The sequence below is a fragment of the Candidatus Bipolaricaulota bacterium genome (assembly GCA_035528115.1).
GTDB lineage: Bacteria > Patescibacteriota > Patescibacteriia > UBA11705 > DATKZF01 > DATKZF01.
Window position 1 is genome coordinate 226984 of sequence record DATKZF010000001.1, and the last position, 20808, is coordinate 247791.

The 20808-nt window shown below is 43.4% G+C and carries 22 protein-coding genes; all 22 read right to left on the bottom strand.

Going from position 1 to position 20808, the window contains the following annotated elements:
* On the bottom strand, positions 1-696 hold the full coding sequence (gene pgeF / locus VMX18_01145) for a peptidoglycan editing factor PgeF (protein ID HUT21995.1): 696 nt from the start codon (positions 694-696) through the stop codon (positions 1-3).
* Positions 697-698: 2 nt separating this feature from the next.
* Positions 699-2159 carry a flippase gene (locus VMX18_01150; protein ID HUT21996.1) on the bottom strand — a complete coding sequence of 487 codons (1461 nt, stop codon included), beginning with the start codon at positions 2157-2159 and terminating at the stop codon, positions 699-701.
* Positions 2160-2259: 100 nt separating this feature from the next.
* On the bottom strand, positions 2260-2763 hold the full coding sequence (gene rpsI, locus VMX18_01155; protein ID HUT21997.1) for a 30S ribosomal protein S9: 504 nt from the start codon (positions 2761-2763) through the stop codon (positions 2260-2262).
* Positions 2764-2779: 16 nt separating this feature from the next.
* Positions 2780-3142 (bottom strand): 50S ribosomal protein L13, encoded by a 363-nt coding sequence (gene rplM, locus VMX18_01160; GenBank protein ID HUT21998.1) that lies wholly within the window; start codon positions 3140-3142, stop codon positions 2780-2782.
* A 3-nt stretch (positions 3143-3145) separates the two neighbouring features.
* Positions 3146-3571 (bottom strand): 50S ribosomal protein L17, encoded by a 426-nt coding sequence (gene rplQ, locus VMX18_01165; GenBank protein ID HUT21999.1) that lies wholly within the window; start codon positions 3569-3571, stop codon positions 3146-3148.
* 2 nt (positions 3572-3573) lie between these two features.
* Entirely contained in the window at positions 3574-4374 is an 801-nt protein-coding gene (gene rpoA, locus VMX18_01170) for a DNA-directed RNA polymerase subunit alpha (GenBank protein ID HUT22000.1), read from the bottom strand.
* 89 nt (positions 4375-4463) lie between these two features.
* The gene (rpsD, locus tag VMX18_01175; GenBank protein ID HUT22001.1) at positions 4464-5093 is read right to left on the bottom strand and encodes a 30S ribosomal protein S4; all 630 of its coding nucleotides are present in this window, start codon (positions 5091-5093) and stop codon (positions 4464-4466) included.
* 4 nt (positions 5094-5097) lie between these two features.
* Positions 5098-5487 (bottom strand): 30S ribosomal protein S11, encoded by a 390-nt coding sequence (gene rpsK, locus VMX18_01180; GenBank protein HUT22002.1) that lies wholly within the window; start codon positions 5485-5487, stop codon positions 5098-5100.
* Positions 5488-5507: 20 nt separating this feature from the next.
* Entirely contained in the window at positions 5508-5897 is a 390-nt protein-coding gene (rpsM, locus tag VMX18_01185) for a 30S ribosomal protein S13 (protein HUT22003.1), read from the bottom strand.
* Positions 5898-5973: 76 nt separating this feature from the next.
* Entirely contained in the window at positions 5974-6087 is a 114-nt protein-coding gene (rpmJ, locus tag VMX18_01190; protein ID HUT22004.1) for a 50S ribosomal protein L36, read from the bottom strand.
* 68 nt (positions 6088-6155) lie between these two features.
* Positions 6156-6374 (bottom strand): translation initiation factor IF-1, encoded by a 219-nt coding sequence (gene infA / locus VMX18_01195; protein ID HUT22005.1) that lies wholly within the window; start codon positions 6372-6374, stop codon positions 6156-6158.
* A gap of 206 nt (positions 6375-6580) precedes the next feature.
* Positions 6581-7093 (bottom strand): hypothetical protein, encoded by a 513-nt coding sequence (locus VMX18_01200; GenBank protein HUT22006.1) that lies wholly within the window; start codon positions 7091-7093, stop codon positions 6581-6583.
* A gap of 242 nt (positions 7094-7335) precedes the next feature.
* Positions 7336-9150, bottom strand: coding sequence for a DNA mismatch repair endonuclease MutL (gene mutL, locus VMX18_01205; GenBank protein ID HUT22007.1), 1815 nt, complete (start codon positions 9148-9150; stop codon positions 7336-7338).
* 623 nt (positions 9151-9773) lie between these two features.
* Positions 9774-12329 carry a DNA mismatch repair protein MutS gene (gene mutS / locus VMX18_01210; protein HUT22008.1) on the bottom strand — a complete coding sequence of 852 codons (2556 nt, stop codon included), beginning with the start codon at positions 12327-12329 and terminating at the stop codon, positions 9774-9776.
* 192 nt (positions 12330-12521) lie between these two features.
* The gene (locus VMX18_01215; GenBank protein HUT22009.1) at positions 12522-12866 is read right to left on the bottom strand and encodes a hypothetical protein; all 345 of its coding nucleotides are present in this window, start codon (positions 12864-12866) and stop codon (positions 12522-12524) included.
* 88 nt (positions 12867-12954) lie between these two features.
* On the bottom strand, positions 12955-14286 hold the full coding sequence (locus tag VMX18_01220; protein ID HUT22010.1) for a hypothetical protein: 1332 nt from the start codon (positions 14284-14286) through the stop codon (positions 12955-12957).
* Positions 14287-14423: 137 nt separating this feature from the next.
* On the bottom strand, positions 14424-16214 hold the full coding sequence (locus VMX18_01225; protein HUT22011.1) for an alanine--tRNA ligase: 1791 nt from the start codon (positions 16212-16214) through the stop codon (positions 14424-14426).
* Positions 16215-16435: 221 nt separating this feature from the next.
* Positions 16436-17050 carry a hypothetical protein gene (locus VMX18_01230; GenBank protein ID HUT22012.1) on the bottom strand — a complete coding sequence of 205 codons (615 nt, stop codon included), beginning with the start codon at positions 17048-17050 and terminating at the stop codon, positions 16436-16438.
* Between the two features lie 200 nt (positions 17051-17250).
* Positions 17251-18330, bottom strand: coding sequence for a tRNA 2-thiouridine(34) synthase MnmA (mnmA, locus tag VMX18_01235; GenBank protein ID HUT22013.1), 1080 nt, complete (start codon positions 18328-18330; stop codon positions 17251-17253).
* 2 nt (positions 18331-18332) lie between these two features.
* Entirely contained in the window at positions 18333-18563 is a 231-nt protein-coding gene (locus VMX18_01240) for a hypothetical protein (protein ID HUT22014.1), read from the bottom strand.
* A 100-nt stretch (positions 18564-18663) separates the two neighbouring features.
* Positions 18664-19872: a serine hydrolase gene (locus tag VMX18_01245; protein ID HUT22015.1), complete on the bottom strand. Its 1209-nt coding sequence runs from the start codon at positions 19870-19872 to the stop codon at positions 18664-18666.
* Positions 19873-19899: 27 nt separating this feature from the next.
* Entirely contained in the window at positions 19900-20805 is a 906-nt protein-coding gene (locus VMX18_01250; GenBank protein ID HUT22016.1) for a hypothetical protein, read from the bottom strand.
* Between the last annotated feature and the right edge of the window lie 3 nt (positions 20806-20808).

Consider the following 20808-nt stretch of genomic DNA (forward strand, 5'->3'; position numbering starts at 1 on the left):
TTATATCAAACCGATTATACCCATCATTTCTCCGGCGAGTTCATTTTTTTCCCTCCGATATGAAAAATACTTGTCAGACCGGCACTTGGTGCATTCACCCGCCAGCATTATATTGTTATCATTGACGCCCGCCCTTGTCAAACAATCAACGGCTATTTTAGGCAAATCAATGAAATAAGAACCTTTAAGACCATGTTTAATGTGATTGGGCCAAGGCGAAAAATTGTGGATAACATCGTCTTTCACCTCGAAACAGCATTGTCCGATCCCCGGTCCAATGGCGACCGAAACATTGGCAAAATCAAAGGTTCCCAATTTCGCTTGAGCTTTATTGAAAAATTCCTCGATAATGCCGGCCGTCAAAGGCTTCCAACCGGCATGGATGATCCCGACAAATTCCGGCGCTCGCCCGAAAACGAATATAGGCAGACAATCCGCCGTGTTCACCGATAAAAAAACGCCTTTTTGATCGGTAAACAAACCGTCCGTTTTTTCAAAAAAGGAAATTTGACCGTCAGCGAAACCTACATTTCTCCCGTGAACCTGATTCATTCTGACCAATTTCTCGGGCGAGATATTTAAAAGCCTTAAAAAACGCTCAATATTATGAGCATCTTTTCTCAAATCACCGGCCTCTTTATTGGAAAAAACCGCTGACACTTTTTCTTGTTCGGGGAAAATTTTATCAAAACACATAACTACCTCAAAAATATTTTTTTAAATTCATTGTAATCTTTTTTATCAATGCCTTTAACCGCCAACATGACGGCCAAATAAACAATCGCGCCAACGGCGATGGATAAAAGAATATTCACGCTGTCTTTTATGGACATGACAACCAGCGACATGATTCCGCCGGCCAAAACCGTTTTGGCGAAAGAAATCAGTAATAACCTCTTGGAATACGCGATCACTTTTCTGGCGCAATAAAGTCCGGCGAAGAAAAGAAAACCATGACTGCACAAAAAAGCGATGGCCGCGCCGTTGTATTTTAATATCGGAATCAAGATGATGTTTAAGGTCAAATTTATAATCATGGTCAAGCCGACCAATTTCGTGTTTTGCACCTGTCGATCCGTGGCGTTTAGCAGCGATCCCAGAGGGAAATTCAAAAAGACAAAAACCACGCCGATTGACAATAATTGCAAGGTAATAACGGCGGGCAAATAATCATCGGTATAGGCCGCGCCTATTATTTTATCGGCCAAGCTGGCGATGCCAAACATGATCGGCACGGCCAACATGGTCAAATAAGCCATTGATTTGTCAAAAATATCTTTCAGTTTGTCCTTGGCTTCAACGAAATAAGAGCTCATGGCTGGAAAAATGGCGGCCGCGAACGCCGAAGGAATAAATTGCAAGGCGAAAATCATCTTATAAGCCGAAGAATACAAAGCGATTTCTTTGGCGCCCGCCAAAAAATAAAGCAATATTTGATCGATATAACCGTAAATTCTGCCGAATATGGCCAGCAGGGCGAAAGGAAAAGATAATTTCAGCAGCGAGAAAATAAGTTTTTTATCCCAATTAAATGACAATTTGATCTTTAACTTCCTCCTGACCAAAATCGCTGAAAAAATAAGATTGAATAGCGAACCTCCGATAAAAGCGATCACCAAAAAATGAAGCGGGAGTTTGAAAAATAAAGAAGCTCCGCCGATGGCCACCACAATCAATTGATTTAAAACTACTCCGATAGCTTCGTATTTCAAATTTTGAAAGCCGCGAAACAGACCCCAAAAACCCAAGGTAAAAGAATCCATAATCATGACCAAGCCCGACAAGTACACCAATTGTTTGGTCAGCAAATCATTGGCCACGCTGTCATTGCCGAGCGGATGCTTCAAAAACAAGCCGATGCCCAAAAAAACAAGCAAATATACAACCAAGGAAGCAATGAACCTGAAAGACAAAGTGGCTGATAAATATTCTTTCGCTTTGTCTTTATATTTGGCGCTTTCGCGAATCAGTATTTGGCTCAAACCCATATCGATAAAAACCGCGGCCAAAGTGGTGAAACTCATGGCGAAAGTGTATGTGCCCACGTTTTCAACCGATATCGATCTGGCGATCAAAATAAAATAAAAAAACGATATTACTTTTTGCAATATGTAAGAAGCGGTCAAATAAGTTGTGTTTTGAGCTACGGAACGAGACATACAATGAGATTATTATATCAATAATTATAACGACTGACAATTTATCAAAATCGGTAAAACAAAAAACCCCTTTGTTTCAAGGGATTTTTTTATATCAAATTTATCGTTTACTCCATTGCGGCGCTCGTCTGGCGCCCCTTAAACCGGGCTTCTTTCTTTCTTTCTTTCTCGCGTCTCTGGTCAGATAACCGGCTTTTTTCAAAGGTTTTCTGAAATTGGGATTCAATTGAATCAGGGCCTTCGAAATTCCGTGCCTGGTCGCTTCAGACTGGCTTTTTGAGCCCCCGCCGATTACTTTAACGGAAACATCAAGCTTATCTTGCTGACCGATCAATTTCAATGGCTTAATGACGATTTCCCGCAAAGTGTCCGTAGGGAAATAAACGTTCATTTCCTTGCCGTTAACCTTAACCGCGCCCTTGCCCTTTTTATACACGCGGACTTGAGCGATTGAAGTTTTTCTTTTGCCCACCGCGTATAAATAATCTCTCTTTTTTTCAACTTCTTCTTTCTCTTCTTTTTCAACCGTTTTCTTGACCGTTTTCACCGGTTTCTTCACAGCCTTCTTGGTATCTTTTTTAATTGTGGCTTTCTTTATTGGCATAATTTCTTGCGCGATCTTATTTAACAAATCTTAATCTTTTGATCATGTTCGATCTCAATCTATTTTTCGGCAACATTCCCAAAACCGTATTTTTTAAAACTTTTTCCGGATTTTTTTTCATCAAATCGTCCAAACCATATTCTTTAAGTCCGCCCGGATAACCAGAATGATGATAATATTTTTTTTGCTCAATCTTTTTGCCCGTAAATTTCATTTTGCTAACATTGCTGATTTCGACAATATCTCCGCGGTCTTCATGAAATTGAAAATCCGTTTTATTTTTTCCTCTCAATAAAATAGCTATTTGCGACGCCAATCTGCCTAAAGCTATATCTTCGGCGTCTAATGTGTGAATTTTTCTAACCAATTCTTTTGCCATATTTTATGCTTGCTTTACGATTTTTTTCTTAACTTCTTTCTTGGGTTCCGCAACCTTACCGGCTGCCTTTTTATTATAACCGACCAATTCGATCATGGCCATGGGGGCCGCGTCTCCTTGCCTCGGCTTCAATTTCAAAATTCTGGTGTAACCGCCGGGTCTTTTCGCGTTTAACGGACCGACATCTTCCAATAATATTTTTACCGCTTTTTCGTCGTAATAATACGCCAACAGCAATCTTCGAATCGCGAGTGTGTTGACTTTCGCTTTGGTGATATGCTTTTCGACAATCGGCCTCAGCGATTTGGCTTTGGCCTCGGTCGTCTTTATTTTGCCGTTTAAAATCAAATTGGTGGCCAAGCCGCGCATCAGCGCTTTTCTCGGACCGCATTTTCTGCCCAATTTTCTACCGGTTTTTCTATGTCGCATATTTATTTATCCTTCTTAGATTTTTTCTTTGGTTTCTTTTCTTCAACTTCTTCCATTTCTTCAACCTCGGCCGGGACCTCCTCAACCGAAGCTTCGGCCATAACCGGTTCAACCGTTTTCTCTCCCACCAACAAATTAAGATGGTCAATCAATATCTGCGAAGCCGCTTTAACCGCTTCTTTGGGAGAAATCGTGCCGTCGGTTTCAATATCCATTACCAATTTGTCGTAATTTGTTATATCACCCACGCGAATATCTTCGCGCTTAAAACCGATATTTTTAAGAGGAGAAAACAAAGCGTCTATTAAAATAGTGCCGATTTCCAAATCCTCTTTGCTTCTTTCTTCCGTAGCCAAATAACCTCTGCCTTGACTGACCGTAATTTCCATTTCCAGCTCCGAATCCTTATCCGTTAAACTGGCGATGTGCAAATCCTGATTGATAATTTCAACTTGAGCGTTTTTATCAATGTCAGCCGCGGTAATTTCCTTTTTACCTTTTACTTTCAATGTTAACTTCTGCGGCTCTTCGGAAAAAACTTTCAATCTCATCAATTTCAAATTCAGACACACTTCCAAAGCATTTTCCTTAACATTCTTTATGGCTGAAAATTCCTGATCCACGCCTTTTATTTTCACGGCCGTCGCAGCCGCTCCGGGCAAAGATGACAACAGCACCCTTCTCAAGGCGTTGCCGATCGTTGTGCCGTACCCCATATACATCGGCTCAATAGTCAAAGTGGCCTGATTTTCCTCAGCGCCATCTTGGTATTGGATTTTTGACGGTAAAAGTAATGATTCCATAATTTATTCCGATCCCCCTCCTTTTTATTCTTTATTGAATAAATCGGCAATTTTGACCGGATTTATTTTAGCCGACAAGCGTCGGTTAATTACCTAGAATAATATTCAACGATTTGCTTCATGTCAAAGTCGGTAACGGATTTTTTGAAATCCGGAGCAGCCAGCACTTTGGCTGACATGGTTTTCAGATCGAAATACAACCATTCCGGCGATTCCTGCGTTTTAAGTCTCTCCGCCGCGTTTTTGAATAACGGCGTCTCCAAGCTCTTTTTCTTTACATCTATGGCATCATTGACCTTCAATTGATAAGATGGGATATTCACTTTTTTGCCATTAATAAGGAAATGTCCATGACCGATCATCTGCCTGGCCTGATTTCTCGATGTTGCCAAGCCTAAACGAAAAATAACATTATCGAACCTGCTTTCAAGCATGGTGAAAAAGTGCTCTTCGGAATTTCCTTTTTTCCTGGTCGCTTTTTTGAAATATAAAGAAAACTGATTTTCTTTGATGTTATACAATCTCCTGGCGGTTTGCTTTTCCCTCAGCTGTCTGCCGTAAACCGACATTTTTCTGGTCGGGCCTTGTTTATGTCCATGCTGACCGGGCAGATAATTTCTTTTTACAATGGCGCATTTGCTGGTATTGCAACGATCACCTTTCAAAAAAAGCTTTTTACCTTCCCTCCGGCATAATTTGCACATTAAACTTTTTTTCATAATATTACACTTTTCTTGGCTTGCGACGTCTGCAACCGTTATGCGGTATCGGAGTGACGTCCTTAATTGATAAGACGTTAATGCCGTTGGCGTTCAATCCTCTGATCGCCGCTTCTCGACCCAAGCCGACACCCTTGACGAAAACATGGACGTCTTTAAGGCCGTATGGCTGAGCTTTCTCGGCCGCGTTCTTAACGATGATCGAAGCCGCGAACGGCGTGGCTTTTTTGGGTCCTCTAAAACCGTTCAACCCGGCGCTCGACCAAGCGAGCACATTCCCTGTCTGATCGGTCAAAGTCACCAATGTATTATTATAAGTGGACTTAATATAAGCTCGGCCCAGCGGGGTCTGCTTGATTATTTTTTTCTTCTTGGATTTTGAAATTTGTGCCATATTTATTTATTCTTCAAAATTTATGTTTTCTGCGCCGTTGTCTTCTTACCGCTGCCCATGGTAACTCTCTTGTTGCCTCTGACCGTGCGGCTGTTGGTCTTGGTTCGCTGACCTCTGACCGGCAATTTTTTCATGTGCCTTAAACCGCGGAACGACTTAATGTCTTTATACCTTTTAATATTGGAAACAACTTCTCGTCTCAAATCTCCTTCAACATGGTATTCTTTTTCAATAATATCTCTTAACACGTTGGTTTGGTTTTCAGTCAAGTCTTTAACTCTGATATTGGGATCGATTTTCGCTTTAACCAAAATGTCCTTGGCGATTTTCGTGCCAATGCCATAAATATAAGTCAATGAAATTTCGACTCTTTTTTCTTTTGGAATTGTAACTCCTGCGATTCTGGCCATAATTTTTCATCATTTATCACATATCATGGAGCACATATCATTTGATACATGATTCATATTCCATGTTACATGAAAATTATCCTTGCCTTTGTTTATGCTTGGGATTTTTGCAAATGACGTGGACTCTTCTTTTTCGAACCACGATTTTGCAATCTTTACAAATTTTTTTTACGGACGCTTGCACTTTCATATGTCATTCGTTTTCTTCAAATATTAAATCGATCATTAAAAAACCAACCTCAATATTTTTTTAACATCTCAAAATCTATAAACAATTCTGCCTTTGGTGAGATCGTACGGAGTCAGCTCCACCTTCACTTCGTCTCCGGGCAAAATTTTAATCTTATGGATTCTCATTTTACCGGAAAGATGAGCCAAAATATCGTGTCCGTTGTCCAATTTAACTTTGAACATGGCAGCGGGAAGCTTTTCTTCCACCTTGCCGCGCATCTCAATGAATTCGTTTTTCTTTCCCATGAATATTAAATTAAAAATGTAATTCAATTATATAGGATAATAAAATTCAGTCAACCCGCAAATCAGCTCAACTGAAGCTTTTTTATCAAAATTACATTTTTCTATCGCAATATAAATACTATCGAATTTTTACAAAATTGTCAAATTATGAGGCTAAATAACGGGGATATCCGCTGATTATTGAAAAAACCGCTAAGTTTAGCGGTTTATGCGGCGTCGAACAGATATTTTGCTCTCGCCAGGAGACGGGCCCTGGCCTCGCTTCGGTACGCTTGCGGAAGCATCAAGTGAATGCACGCTCCAAGAATATTCGAGTAAAACGCAGGGCGGGCCAGCTCGCGCCAGAAGCTCTCGCAACCCAACCGATTCGTGACCGTGGGGCCGAGCTTTCTTTGAAGCTCTGCAAGGAGCAAATCAATCAGCTTGACGTCCTCGTCGCAGAGAGAGCACAGCCGAATGAACATACGAGCGTGCTCAATCAAGCTGTCGAGCGCGTCGCGACGGCTCGAGCCCAAAACGACCAGGTTAATCTCGCGCGAAAGCGCGAGCGGCGGCTCGCGCAGGGCCTTGGCGATGCGCGCGATGGCTTGGGCGCGCTTTTGCGCCACGGAAACGCGAAGGCGGCGAAACGGGTTGAGGTTGCCGACAACCTCGCTGAATACTCCCTTCACCCGTTTTTCCGCCTCTCCGAAACACAAGCCCATATGCTCGAGCGTCATGGTTCCCCCCCCCTTTTTTTTGCGGCAATCAATACCGACAATAGTTGTTACGAATTACAATCTTCTGGTTGGCTTCTAAGCGGTTGTTACAAATTACATTCACTTATAGCATTATGCATAAGAAGATTGTAATTCCTACCTGCCGCCTGCCTGCCGGTCTTCGACTCCGAGCTCAGACTCGAGGAGCAGGCAGGCGTAACAGATAACCTGAAAGCTTATTAAAAGATTGTAATTCGTAACAACTATTTTCTGCTGAAAAGTTTTTCCAGCTCCGTATAATTTATGTCAATTATGGCCGGACGGCCATGAACGCAAGTGTAATGATTTTCCAGCGCGCGAAAATTCTTGATTAAAATCTCGATTTCCTCAAAAGACAAATCATCTCCGAATTTCACGGCGGAGCGGCAAGCCATTGTGTTCAAAACTTTTCGCGCCGAATCCGAAAATTCCGAGGACACCGCCCGCTCATCGATATCCGCGAATATTTCAAAAAATATTTTTTGGATATTTTTATCTTTCAACATAGCAGGCACCGCGTTTATTTTAATCGTTTTCTCTCCAAAAATGTCTATGGAAAAACCAAACTTGGACCAAGAGTCAATCGATTGGCGAATATTATCCATGTCGATCGCGGGCAGATCAAACAGCAAAGGCAAAAGCAAACTTTGAGACTTGATTTTCTCGGTTTCGAATTCCAGTTTTATTTTTTCGAACTGAACGCGCTCCGAAACGGCGTGCTGATCCATGATTTTCACGCCCGAAGCGGATTCTATGATGATATAAGAATTTTTGATTTGGCCGATGACCTGCCAGTCATTTTCATCAATGTCAACGTCCACCAATTCTATTTTTTCTTGCAAAAACGATACCAGCTCAATATTTTCCGAAGTAAAACTTTTTTTCGCGGACTTGGGCAAAGCGTAAATGGATTGATTGAATTCCACGGCCTGTTTTACTTGAGACGCCGAGGGCGGCAAAGATATTTTTTTCTCTGATAACGCGCTTTTGATATCAATGAATCCGGAGCCACGCTCCTCCGCAGGCTTATCAAATGCCACTTGTTTAATCAAATTATTTTTGTCGAGCGTCGAGGCTATGGCTCGATAAACTCCGCGATAAACGGTCTGCGGCTCGGAAAAACGCACTTCCAGCTTTCGAGGATGAACATTGACGTCTATTTTATACGGATCGATTTTCAAATTTAAAATAAATACGGGATTGAGCTCTCTGGGCAGCAAAGTCCCATAGGCGTCTCTAACGCTTTTGGCGACGATATGTTCGGTGACCGGTCTTTTATTGACGAACAAATATTGGTGTCGGCGATGAGGCAAGGCGGCTTGAGGCTTGCCGATGTAGCCGAGACATTCCATGTCCAACAAATTAACTCTGACTCCAAGTAAATCCGCGGCCAAATTATCGCCCAACAACAATTCTATGCGATCGAGCCACTTTTCCGTCTTGGGCAAATGATACGCGACCTTACCGTTATTGATCAATTTCCAAGAAACTTTACCGTGAATCAGCGCGAAGCGAGTGAATAATTCCAAAATATGATTAAATTCGGTGTTGACCGTTTTCAAATATTTTTTTCTGGCCGGCACATTGTAAAACAACTCTTCAACAAAGACCGAGGTGCCGTGAGGACAGCCGACCGAAGAAACAATTATTTGACCGGTCGAGTTGGAAATTTTCGAGCCGGAAATCGAATCCGAATCTTTGGTTTGCAAAGTGAATTTGCCGACCGCGGCCACGGAAGCCAAAGCTTCCCCCCGAAAACCGAAAGAATTGATATTGAACAAATCATCGATGTTTTTCAATTTGCTGGTGGCGTGCTGCAAAACGCATAACTTCGCCTCTTCCTCGGACATGCCATGTCCGTTGTCCGAGACTTTGATCAAATTCAAGCCGCCATTTTTTATTTCAATTTCAATCTGGTCAGCTCCGGCGTCCAGGCTGTTTTCCACCAATTCTTTAACGACCGAAGCGGGCCGCTCAACGACCTCTCCGGCCGCGATTTGGTTGATGATTTCTTGAGGTAATACTTTAATATTTCCCATAGTCTCATCACTTTATCATAAAATTTTCAAAATGCAAAAATTTTAAAAAAAATAACGCTTTCCGATGTAGGAAAGCGATTTGGAAGTCGGGTGGACAACGCACGGAGTCAAAATAAGTCCCGCGGGCCATGAAGTTTCCGCCCCATAAAGGTAATAGACGGGGCGATCAAGGAGCCCGCGAAAAACGAAACTTCAAAGAACCCTGTAGAAAGGAAACCGCTTATGGTGTTTTATGACAGCTGGAACGCATCGCTCGGATCAGCCTTTTAGGGCGCGGTGATCCTTTTGAGCGAAAGTTTCCCGCCTTAGTCAACCTTTCCACAGGAACTGTTTTCAAGAGAATCCCGCGAGTATGCAACCACTCTCACTTGCCACACGATGGTGGTTGAGTCCGCGCAGACTCTAAAGTAGTTGGTTGAGCGATGCAGGGGCTCGCGGGAAACTGAAGCCAATATAGTAATTTCTTTTGATTCTGTCAAGGGCTAAAATGCGTTTTTATATTATTTTAACCTAAAATTAAACAAAAAAACGGGACGCGATCATGCGCGCGCGCATGATGTAGAGACGCGCCGCGGCGCGTCTCTACGCGCGGCGCCGTACGGCGCCGCGCCGCGTCCCGTTTTTTATTTCAATTTTTTCTTTAATTCAACCAATACCTGCAACGCCTCAATCGGCGTCAAATTGTCCAAATCGATTTCTTTTATTTCTTTTTCGATTTTCGATTCTACCGCCGTCGAATTAAACAACTCTCCTTGCGCCGCATTGGACGCCACGTCCACTTCCCTATCCTTTTCGAGTTTATGCAAAACCTCATTGGCGCGATCCGTTATTTCAACGGGCAATCCGGCCAATTTCGCCACCTCAATGCCGTAACTTTTATTGACCCCGCCTTTTAAAACTTTTCTTAAAAAAATAACTCTGCCGTTGTCTTCGGTGACCGCGACGGAATAATTTTGCGCTTTTTTCAAACCTTCAACCAATTCAATCAATTCATGATAATGCGTGGCGAACAAAGTGAACGCTCCCACGTTATTATGAATATATTCCACGATCGCCCAAGCAATACCCACTCCGTCGTACGTTGAAGTGCCGCGACCCAGCTCGTCCAAAATTATCAAACTGTTTTTCGTGGCGTTATTTAAAATATTGGCGGCCTCTTCCATTTCCACCATGAAGGTGGATCGGCCGCGAACCAAATTATCCGCGGCGCCCACTCTGGTAAAGATGCGATCGACCGCGCCGATTGTCGCGCTCTCAGCCGGCACGAAAGAGCCGATTTGCGCCAACAAAACGATCAAAGCCGTTTGCCGCAAAAAGCTGGATTTGCCGCTCATGTTCGGCCCGGTCAACAAAATGAATTCATGAGTCTCATGATCCAAAAAAACGTCATTGGGCACGAACGCGTCGGAAACGAATTTTTCAATCACCGGATGGCGGCCGTTTTTTATTTCAATGAATTTTTTCGAAGACATCTCCGGCCGGACATAATTTTCAGCCGCGGCCAAAACGGCCAAGCCGAGCAAGACGTCAAGAACGGCCACGCAAACCGCGGTTTTTTGAATTTCAGAAAAATATTTAATCGCTTCATCTCTGGCCTCTAAAAAAATATCATATTCCATCTTTTTTATTTTCTCTTCCGCTCCCAAAACTTTTTCTTCGTATTCCTTCAGCTCCGGAGTGATATAGCGCTCGGAATTCACCAGCGTCTGCTTTCGAATGTAATCGTCCGGAACCGACGCTTGATTGGCCTTACTGACTTCAATGAAATATCCGAAAACATGATTGTATTTTATTTTCAGCGTCCTGATGCCCGTTTTCTCCGCCTCTTTTTGCTGAAGCCGTCCGATCCAATCCTTGGCATTGGTTGAAATCGAACGCAATTCGTCCAATTCTTTATTAAACCCTTCTTTAATCATTCCACCTTCGGTAATTATGGCCGGCGGCTCTTCAATGAAAACTTTATCCAAAAAAAGAACCAGATCCGTATGCTCTGAAGCGTTTTCATAAATTTCCGACAGCAGTTCCGATTTGCAATCCGCCAAAGACTGCTTCAATTTGGGAATTTGGCGCAAGCTGTTTTTCAGCGCCACCAAATCTCTGGCAGTGGCGCGCCGGCAGCCGATTCTGCCCAAGAGCCGCTCGATGTCAGCCACGTTTTTCAGGGTCTCAGCCAGTCTTTTTTGTTTGGAAATGTCTTTGACCATTTCTTCAACTGAAAAATGACGTCGCTCGATTTCGTTTTTTTTCAGCAACGGATATCGTAGCCACGACCTTAGCATTCTGCCGCCCATGGCCGTTTGCGTGCGATCGATCACGGACAACAAATCTCCGCCTTGTTCGAAATCAACTGCCCGGCCGAAAATCTCCAAATTTCTGATGGTGGCTTCATCCAAGACCATGCGGTCTTTGAAATTGTAAAGCGTGATTTTGGTGATATGTTCCAAATTCGTTTTCTGGGTTTCAATCAAATATCCGAGCAAATTCGCGGCCGCCGCGACGCCGACTTTCAAAAATCCGATGCCGAAACTATCCAGACTTTGAATCTTAAAATGCTTTTTGAGAAATTCCGCCGGATCTTCATAATTGGGAATCTGAAACGGATTGACCGTTTTCAATTTGGAAATCAGCCGCTGGTGATCGGAATTGTTGTAAACGCTCGGCGAGACAATGGCTTCGGATGGCGACAGCCTGAACAATTCATTTTCCACCAAATCCGAATCGTCGAATTCGCCGACTTTGAATTCGCCCGTGGTCAGATCGCAAATGGCCAGCCCCCATTTTCGCGCCGAATAAACCAAAGCGACCAAGTAGTTATTTGATTTATTATCCAAAATATTATTGTCGAGCGTGGTGCCCGGCGTGACAATCCTAACCACTTGCCTTTTGACAATGCCCGGCAAGGATGGGTCTGACAGCTGTTCGCAGATGGCCACTTTTTTGCCGGCTTTGGTCAATTTCGACAAATAGCCGTCGAGAGCGTGATACGGCACGCCGCACATGGGCGTTTCATTATCCGTGCCTTTGTTTCTGGCGGTCAAGGTGATATTTAAAATTTTCGAAGCTTCAATGGCGTCCGGTCCGAACATTTCGTAAAAATCGCCCAGCCGAAAAAACAAAATCGCGTCTTCGTGTTTTTTCTTGATGTCATTGTATTGTTTTAGCATTGGAGTTTCAGGCATACGGCATGAATCATGGAACATGGAGCATGGAACATAACAATATTAAGTTGATCCATGATCTATGATATGTGATACGTGATATGTGATCCATGATTAAACATCTTATCAAATTATTTCAAAAAAACAAAAAAGCCCGCAAAACGCGGCTTAATTCTTTTTTTGTCATTTATTACATACTCCGGCAACCGAAATTTATTCTTTTAAAAACTCCCCAAACACGGTCACTTCCATTTTTGCATTATAATCTTTAGCCGTGTCAGCATCAAAATAGACATTTTCAAATTCTTCATCGCCGAATTCTCCGTTGGGCGATTCCAACAAATCTTCCACCAAAGTCTCCTTAAGCGGGCTGAATTTATAATCGTTCAGGTCAACGTTTTCCATGGAGCCGTCCTTTAGATACTTGATGCCGCAATCATGAAACAAACCGCCGATCACCTGCGCCCAGCGGCCATTGATTTTTATCACGTCAAGCGTGTCTGGCATTGGTTTCTTTTCCTTTTGTTCAATATTGGGTTGTTCAAAATCTCCCGGCATATTTTTATTAAAATTTACAACGCTACTCCAGCGCCGCCTAAATTCTTCTGACGCCAGAAAAACTCATTTACTCTTATAATTATCGAGATCACAACAATTTGAATGAATTTAAAATTGAAAGAATCACCGCCTCATCAAAATAATTGATTTTTCTTTTTGTTTGCATGGCCATCGATAAAACTAATTTTTTTTCAGGGATCATTTCAAAAACAATCACTTGATTTTTACCGGATTCGGCATCATAAGCATAAGACTTAAAAATATGCTCATCGACTACGCATTTATCGACGATTTTATCTTTTAACTCTATTTCGCATAATTCATCAAACAATCCATTAACTGAATCGGGGCTCGACAAGCTTAACTCGTCAGACTCCAAACCAATTGACTCAGCATACTCAAGAAACTTGGTGAAATCGAGGTCAAAAGATAAATCAAATTTTGTAAATTCGGATACGCTTACATCCTGAAAACTGGCCCACTTGTCACTGATGGAAACAAAGCGGCCGGCTCCTAAATATTCCTCCATCCAAAGAGGCAAATCTATCTGAAATTGAATATTATTATTCGTTTGGCTATATGGCTTGCTGTAAATACTAAATTCATTTTTAAATATCTCTCCGTCGCCAAAGGATTTCAATTCCGCATCATATGGAATAAAAATCTCCAAATCACGACAACCACCCCCGGCTTGATCTCCAAACCTTCTGGCAAAATAATCTCGGGATTCGCAAATTACCTTATACTTTTCAGTTATACCATTGCCATCAATCGAAGCCCTGAGAAAATCCAACCCCGTGTCGCTTTCCCAAAGATATTCTTTTTCATGCAAATAACCCTTTGGAATCGCCAAGTCACCAAATTCATTATTCCCTAAATACGCAAAGACTGCGTAACCGGCTGACCCATTCCATGGTTGACATTTGCTTGTCAATAATTCTTCAGTGGAATCGTCGCCCAAATTCACGACATCAAACGCACAAAACTCGGAATCCGCAGTGCCGCCGATATTTGTCGCTTCATCTTTTTTTATTTGTTTCCAGCCGTCTTCTTCCCACCTGTAAACTTCCACATATTGAATTTTACGCTTGTCATTCGCTCGAACAATTACGTCATCTACAATATATTGAATCGCCTTTTCCATTATACCATCCCCGTCAAGATCAAAATTCTTTTCAACCAAATTATGGGATCTCTCCGATATATAGTCTTTGGCACTAAAATCATCAGGTGTAGAAATAAATGAAGGAGCAACATTCTCCACCGCGTCCTCAGACGTTTGAATAATATTTGAGTTATCCAAAACACTCTGACCATCTTTATCAGATTTTGATAAATCAACATTTTCATTCGAACAGGAAACAAGAAACAGCAAAAAAATAATAGTGATTACGGATTTGATGGCGTATTTAATTTTCATAAAATTATTGATAAAACTGACTCGATTCACTTACTCCAGCGCCGCCTTAATCCTTCTCGCCACGCTTGAGCGGAAAGGCAAGCTTTCCGCTGGGTTAAGGCATTTTTGTTTCATGCTACATGTTTCATGTTCCATGATTATTCCAGCACCGCCTTAATCCTCCTCACCCCGGCCGAACTCGATTCTTCTTTTTTAATTCTGAACTTGCCCAGCTCGCCCGTATGCGTCACATGCGGGCCTCCGCAGATTTCGCGGGAGAAAATATCATCGCCTTCGCCAACCGTGTACACTTTCACTTTCTCCCCGTACTTTGATTCAAAAACTCCCATGGCTCCGATTTTTTTCGCTTCATCCAAAGTAATTTCTTCGCATGACACCGGATAATCTTTTTCAATCGCTTCATTGACGTTTTTTTCAACCTCGGCCTTTTGCTCATCAGTCATTTTTTCATTATGCGAAAAATCAAATCTCAATCGCTCGGGAGTGATATTGGAACCTTTTTGAAACACTTCATTGCCCAAAACTTTTCGCAAGGCGGCCAGCATCAAGTGCGCGGCCGTGTGCAGGCGCTTGGTTTCTTCGGACGCGTCGGCCAAACCGCCTTTGAACCTGCCGGCTGACGCGGTTTTTGATAATTCCTGATGTTTTTTGAATTCTTCGGCGAATTCTTTTTCATCTATTTCAATGCCGATTTCTTTGGCCATTTCGCTAGTCATTTCCAAGGGAAAGCCATATGTTGAAAATAAAATGAAAGCTTCTTTGCCGGAAATATTTTTATCCTTGGCCATTTTGGAAAATTCCCGTTCGCCTTTTTCCAAAGTCATTCGAAACTTTTCTTCTTCTTTTTTAAGTTCATCGAAAATCTCCGCTTCCCTATTTTTCAATTCAACGTAAGGATCGGAGATCAAATCAACAACCACGCTCGCCACCTCGGCCGTGAAATTTCGCTCAATGCCCAGCTGTTTGGCTTGACGAATAGCTCGCCTAATCAATCTTCGCAAAATATAACCTTGATCGACGTTGGACGGCGCCACGGCGTGGTCATCGCCCAAAATCATGACCGAGGCTTTAAGGTGATCAGCAATGATTCTCATCGAAACGGTTATCTTTTCGCTCTCATCATATTTTTTCCCTGACAATGCTTCAATTTTTTCAATGATCGGCCAAAAAAGTTCTGTTCGATAATTATCGTCAAAACCGTTCATCACGGCCAAAGTTCGCTCCAGCCCCATGCCGGTGTCAACGTTCTTTTGAATCAATTGCTCGTAATTTCCATCAGCGGTTTTATTGTATTGCATGAAAACATCATTCCAGATTTCCACCCAATTTTTCTCGTCGGTTTGAGGATTGCTGTCCTTTGACGGATTGCCCTCGCCGATGAAATAAAACATTTCCGTGTCAGGACCGCACGGACCTGTCTCGCCTGCCGGTCCCCACCAATTGTCTTTTTTCCCCAAAAAAACTATTTTGTGGTCTGCTAAGCCCAAATTTTTCCAAACGCCGGCGGACTCATCGTCTTTGGGAGAGTTATCGTCGCCTTCAAAGCAAGTGATTGCCAATTTTTCAAGCGGCAAGCCCAGCCATTTTTTATCAGTTAAAAATTCAAAGCTCCATTCGATCGCTTCTTTTTTAAAATAATCGCCGAGCGACCAATTGCCGAGCATTTCAAAAAAAGTGTGGTGAAACGCGTCGCCGACTTCGTCGATATCGTCGGTTCTGACGCATTTTTGAAAATCAACCAGACGCTGGCCCTGCGCGTGAGATTCGCCCATCAAATAAGGTACAAGCGGGTGCATGCCGGCCGTGGTGAATAAAACGGTCGGGTCGTTTTCCGGGATCAGCGAAGCTGAAGCGACTTGTTTGTGGCCTTTACTGACGAAAAATTCAATGTATTTTCGCCTGAGTTCTGAAGCTGTGATTTTATTCATATTCATATAATTTCTACCCCACTTGCTTGCCCGCAGTAGCATTAGCGAAGGCAAGAGTTGGCGATATCCAAAACTGACTTGGGGTCAGGCGGAATTCGTTTATAATTAGCTATTTCATCCGACTAAAGTCGGGTGGAATTTATTTATACTCGGCAATTGCATCCATTTTACCCAATTTATCATTTTTTTTCAAATCAAAAAGCGGAAAATGAGATTCCCCGCTAGTTTTCATCGGGATTGATCCTTTCCACGGTTTTCAGAACAAACCGCGACGGATTACCGTTATATATTCTCAGAAGGACGAAGCGCCATCCGACCTTTTCTTTATACTCGACCGGCTGACAGGCGTTGTTGATCATTCTGATGAAGCGGTGGTCTTCAGGCATACTCGCCGAGATCGAATCTCCAAGCAATCGGGCGAGCGCTTCGACCGCTACCAATGCGTTCGAGTATTTTCGCCCCAATTTCTCGGAGCGCCTCATGTACTGGTTTCGCGCGTGTCGAGTGATCCTGACTCGATCCACCCAACTGTCCCAGCGCTTGAACTGGAATGAGAGGATCTCAACGACCAAACCCGGACGCAAGCAGAAGATAAGAATCATCTGCTCGGACTCGGCCGAATATATCTGCTTTCTAGCGCTTATAGTCTGCCAGGGGCAATTCGCGAGAAAGCCGGCCAAACCGACCTTGCCGCGATGCCTGAGCAGAGTAAGCGGGGGCACCAGCGCTCCAAAAAGAACTTTGCTGCCGATGTACATCATCCTCTTTAACCGATTGTCCAAAAGGACAACAGGCGGCCGTCGAGGAACGATCGTGGCTCTCGTCGGTTCCTCCATATCTTCCAACTGCTGCGCCACCATCTTAGGCCTCCTTTCCGCCGTTTCTGTGAAGAATATATAGTACCTAATATTTGAAAATTTGTCAATGATGTGTCAATCCCCGATCACGCCCCCGCCCAGCCTTCGCCCTTCCGCCTTCGCATTAAGCTTCGGCGGACAAGTTGGGCTTCGGCTGGCACGCCAGCCCATTTAATTTATTAAATCACTGTACCTCCTAAAACTTCTTTACCTTTCCAAAAAACAATTGACTGTCCGGGCGTGACCGCCCACTGGGGCTTTTTAAATTCCACAAAATATCCGTCTTTATCCTTTGAAATCACCACTGCTGTTTCCGGACTGGCGTAGCGGATTTTCGCCGTGCATTTTAGCGGGAACGCTCCATCGCGCGTTCCTGCGAGCCATTGAATATTTTTCAACTTTAATCTTTCAAATTTCAACTTCTCATGGTTTTTATCTTTGGTCACGTACAAAACGTTGTCTTTATCATCTTTTTCAACCACAAAATACGGCCCTCCGGCCAGCCCGATGCCCTTTCTCTGGCCGATGGTGTACAAAGCCAGTCCTTTATGCTCGCCCAAAACTTTTTTCGAATCAATGTCTTTTATTTCCCCCGGTTTCAATTCCAAATAATCCGCCAGAAATTCTTGCAAATCACCTGACGGCACGAAACAGACTTCCTGCGATTCTCTTTTCGCGGCCGTGGGCAAACCGTTTTTGGCCGCGATTTTTCTAACCTTTGGCTTGGTCAAATGCCCGACCGGGAACATTATTTTTGAAAGCTGTTTCTGATTCAAACGATACAGAAAATAAGACTGGTCTTTTTCCTTGTCTTTTCCTTTATATAAATGATATTGATCGCCTTTCTTTTTTACCTGCGAGTAGTGGCCGGTGGCCAAGTGAGTGGCGCCGAGCTTTTCAACCTTGTCCAAAAGCTCGCCGAACTTTATAAACTGATTGCAACGAACGCACGGATTGGGCGTTTTGCCCGCATTGTATTCGAGCAAAAAATTGTCCACCACTTTTTCTTTGAACGGCATTTGCAAATTAACCACGTAAAAAGGAATGCCGAGCATGTCGCAAACGCGTTTGGCGTCGTCTCGCGATTCTTTGGAGCAACAAATATTCTCTCGGACTTTTTCCCCGTCTTCTTTCGACCAAAATTTCGCAAACACCCCGAACACGTCATACCCCTTTTTCTTCAATAAAAAAGCGGCCACGCTGGAATCAACGCCGCCGGAAAGGGCCACCGCTATCTTTGGTTTTGAATTTGAAGACATAATCATTCTTTTTCAATGGCCGTCATGACGTCGCCGGGACTTTTGTATTTGGGAATCACTCCCTCGGCTTGCAATTCAGCCGCTATTTTCACGGCTTTGTCCCGATCGCATGAATACGACAAGTATTCCGAATAGCCTTTTTTGCTTATAGCGGACAAAACCGCCTCGGGTAAATACGGCGTGCCGGACATTTTTTGCAAATAATCTTTAAATTGTTGAGGAGTTATTTTCATATTACAAATTATGGAGGGCTTATTAGCTGATCAGCTTGTAGCTTATTAGGTGGATTTAAGGCCACCTACAAGCTAACAAGCTACAACCTACCACCTTTAATTATTTCAAAAAATGACTTAACAATTCGTAGACCTCATCATAATTTTTGCTGATGTCCGAACCCAGCACCAGAGAAATCACTTCCCTTCCTTGTCCTCGAGCCTTGCTGATCAGGCATCTGCCCGCTTCTTCCGTGTAACCGGTCTTTCCGCCGAGAAGATACAAATCGCGGTCAACCAATTTATTTGTATTTTCTATCCAGATTATTTTATCGCCTTCTGCCGTTTTTATTTTCACCGGATATTTTTTCAAGGTGGTGGCTTCCAAAAATTCGAATTTGGAAAAAGCCGCTCGGCTGATTTTCGCCAAATCTCTGGCCGTGGACAGATTATATTCGGACAAACCGGTCGGCTCGATAAAACCGGTATTGAGCGCGCCCAGTTCCTTGGCTTTTTGGTTCATCAACGCGACGAATTCGGTTTCGGACAAACCGGTCGAACGCATCAGCGCCCGCGCCGCATTGTTTTTTGAAGCCAGCAATGTGGCCATGAACAAATCTTTGATATTGATGCTGTCCCCGGCAACCACGTTCAATCCGGCGCCGCCGACATTATCCGATTCGACGAAGTTCGCCCGATCTCCCCAACCCGGATTGTGATCAAGAAAAACGAGCGCCGTGATCAATTTGCTGATGCTGGCGATCGGCCGAATTTGATCAATATTTTTCCCATAAAGAATTTCTCCGGTCTTGGCGTCAATGCTGATGGCCGACTCAGCCGTCAATTCAGGCTGATAATCGGTCGTGTCCTCCAAAACGACAATGCTGGCCGCGGGCACGGGCGACCAGGCGTTGATTCTGTTGTCATCCCACCGCGTTTCAGACTTCAAAGCTCGCCAAATTTGCCTTGATTTGTCGAAGAAATAAAGGCTTTTCGGCTGACGGCTGTCACCTTGAAATTTCAATGAAAGCAGCACCGGTTTTGACAAAAAACCGCTTTGCCCGGCATTGACTTCGTACCAATAAAAATTGCTGACCGCTTTTTTTCCGCTCGGAATGGCCATCACTTGCTCTGCCCACATTTTCACTTCCAGCGGGGAAAAAAACTGACTCGGAAAAATAGGCAGCCAAAAATTATCATCGAAACTTTTGACGGAATACCCGGACTTCAGAGTATTTTGATCGAATTTTACAATTCGTTCCCCTGTCGCGACGGTCAAAGACGGCCATAACAGCAAGCCGGCCAAAATAAGGATTGCCGATTTTTTCATATTTTGTTTTTATTTTTTTTCGATTTATTATTCTTGAATCAATTCGAGCGTTTGATACATCTGATTTACCGTTTTCCCCGATCCGGCCAAATACAAATCATAATCGCTGTCCGGCAAATCAAGGAACGCTTTGGTCATTGGCGCGCCGTCAACGGCCGAAGTGTCATCGTAAACGGTCAGCACCAGACCGCTCGGCAAAACTTTTTTTGAAATATTTTCATCGGCGAGCGCGGGCCTGGGAATATCTTTCTGCAAAACCAAGTCAACCGACTCGCCGTTTCTGGAAAAAGTCACGTTTAGCGCCGCGTGTCCGACATCGACAGCTTCTTCTTTGACTTGCCAGCCGGCCGGATATTGCATTTTGAAGCCGAATTGATTATTCTCGTAATTTTTCCAAACATCGGTTTTCACTCCCTCAATGTAATATTCCAAGACACGAAGTTTAAAATTTTTCTTATCGGTAAAGGAGCCCAAAATATTGGCTTCTCGACCCAAATACTGACCGGCTATTTCCGGGGTCACCGAACCTTCGAGCAATAAATGGTCGCCGTTTTCCTGAAGCAAATACAAATTGTTCAAAGTCTGAAAAAGGCGGCCTTGCTTCCAAACTTGTATTTGTTTGACTTCAAACAAACCCGACTCATTGAAATCGCCAGTAATCGTCACCTTATTATCGATCAAATCGGTCAAAGAATCGTCTAAAGCCAAAGGAATTTCTTCTCCCTCGGAAATAAAAATCAAGTTTTCTCCGTCCGTGGCGATCACTCCCTCCTTAACCGCGTTTTGCTCGGTCGTATTATCTTCGCTCGCGACTTCATTTGAAACCTTCGGATTCTCCGACGCGGGTTCGTCATGAAAGGAGATTTTCTTTTGACAGCCGGCCAATGAAAAAACGACTACAATCACGAAAATCGAAATAAAAAGCTTTTTCATATT

Coding starts and splice junctions, on each gene's coding strand:
- pgeF (HUT21995.1), bottom strand. CDS start 696: ATGTGTTTTGATAAAATTTTCCCCGAACAAGAAAAAGTGTCAGCGGTT.
- VMX18_01150 (HUT21996.1), bottom strand. CDS start 2,159: ATGTCTCGTTCCGTAGCTCAAAACACAACTTATTTGACCGCTTCTTAC.
- rpsI (HUT21997.1), bottom strand. CDS start 2,763: ATGCCAATAAAGAAAGCCACAATTAAAAAAGATACCAAGAAGGCTGTG.
- rplM (HUT21998.1), bottom strand. CDS start 3,142: ATGGCAAAAGAATTGGTTAGAAAAATTCACACATTAGACGCCGAAGAT.
- rplQ (HUT21999.1), bottom strand. CDS start 3,571: ATGCGACATAGAAAAACCGGTAGAAAATTGGGCAGAAAATGCGGTCCG.
- rpoA (HUT22000.1), bottom strand. CDS start 4,374: ATGGAATCATTACTTTTACCGTCAAAAATCCAATACCAAGATGGCGCT.
- rpsD (HUT22001.1), bottom strand. CDS start 5,093: ATGAAAAAAAGTTTAATGTGCAAATTATGCCGGAGGGAAGGTAAAAAG.
- rpsK (HUT22002.1), bottom strand. CDS start 5,487: ATGGCACAAATTTCAAAATCCAAGAAGAAAAAAATAATCAAGCAGACC.
- rpsM (HUT22003.1), bottom strand. CDS start 5,897: ATGGCCAGAATCGCAGGAGTTACAATTCCAAAAGAAAAAAGAGTCGAA.
- rpmJ (HUT22004.1), bottom strand. CDS start 6,087: ATGAAAGTGCAAGCGTCCGTAAAAAAAATTTGTAAAGATTGCAAAATC.
- infA (HUT22005.1), bottom strand. CDS start 6,374: ATGGGAAAGAAAAACGAATTCATTGAGATGCGCGGCAAGGTGGAAGAA.
- VMX18_01200 (HUT22006.1), bottom strand. CDS start 7,093: ATGACGCTCGAGCATATGGGCTTGTGTTTCGGAGAGGCGGAAAAACGG.
- mutL (HUT22007.1), bottom strand. CDS start 9,150: ATGGGAAATATTAAAGTATTACCTCAAGAAATCATCAACCAAATCGCG.
- mutS (HUT22008.1), bottom strand. CDS start 12,329: ATGCCTGAAACTCCAATGCTAAAACAATACAATGACATCAAGAAAAAA.
- VMX18_01215 (HUT22009.1), bottom strand. CDS start 12,866: ATGCCGGGAGATTTTGAACAACCCAATATTGAACAAAAGGAAAAGAAA.
- VMX18_01220 (HUT22010.1), bottom strand. CDS start 14,286: ATGAAAATTAAATACGCCATCAAATCCGTAATCACTATTATTTTTTTG.
- VMX18_01225 (HUT22011.1), bottom strand. CDS start 16,214: ATGAATAAAATCACAGCTTCAGAACTCAGGCGAAAATACATTGAATTT.
- VMX18_01230 (HUT22012.1), bottom strand. CDS start 17,050: ATGGAGGAACCGACGAGAGCCACGATCGTTCCTCGACGGCCGCCTGTT.
- mnmA (HUT22013.1), bottom strand. CDS start 18,330: ATGTCTTCAAATTCAAAACCAAAGATAGCGGTGGCCCTTTCCGGCGGC.
- VMX18_01240 (HUT22014.1), bottom strand. CDS start 18,563: ATGAAAATAACTCCTCAACAATTTAAAGATTATTTGCAAAAAATGTCC.
- VMX18_01245 (HUT22015.1), bottom strand. CDS start 19,872: ATGAAAAAATCGGCAATCCTTATTTTGGCCGGCTTGCTGTTATGGCCG.
- VMX18_01250 (HUT22016.1), bottom strand. CDS start 20,805: ATGAAAAAGCTTTTTATTTCGATTTTCGTGATTGTAGTCGTTTTTTCA.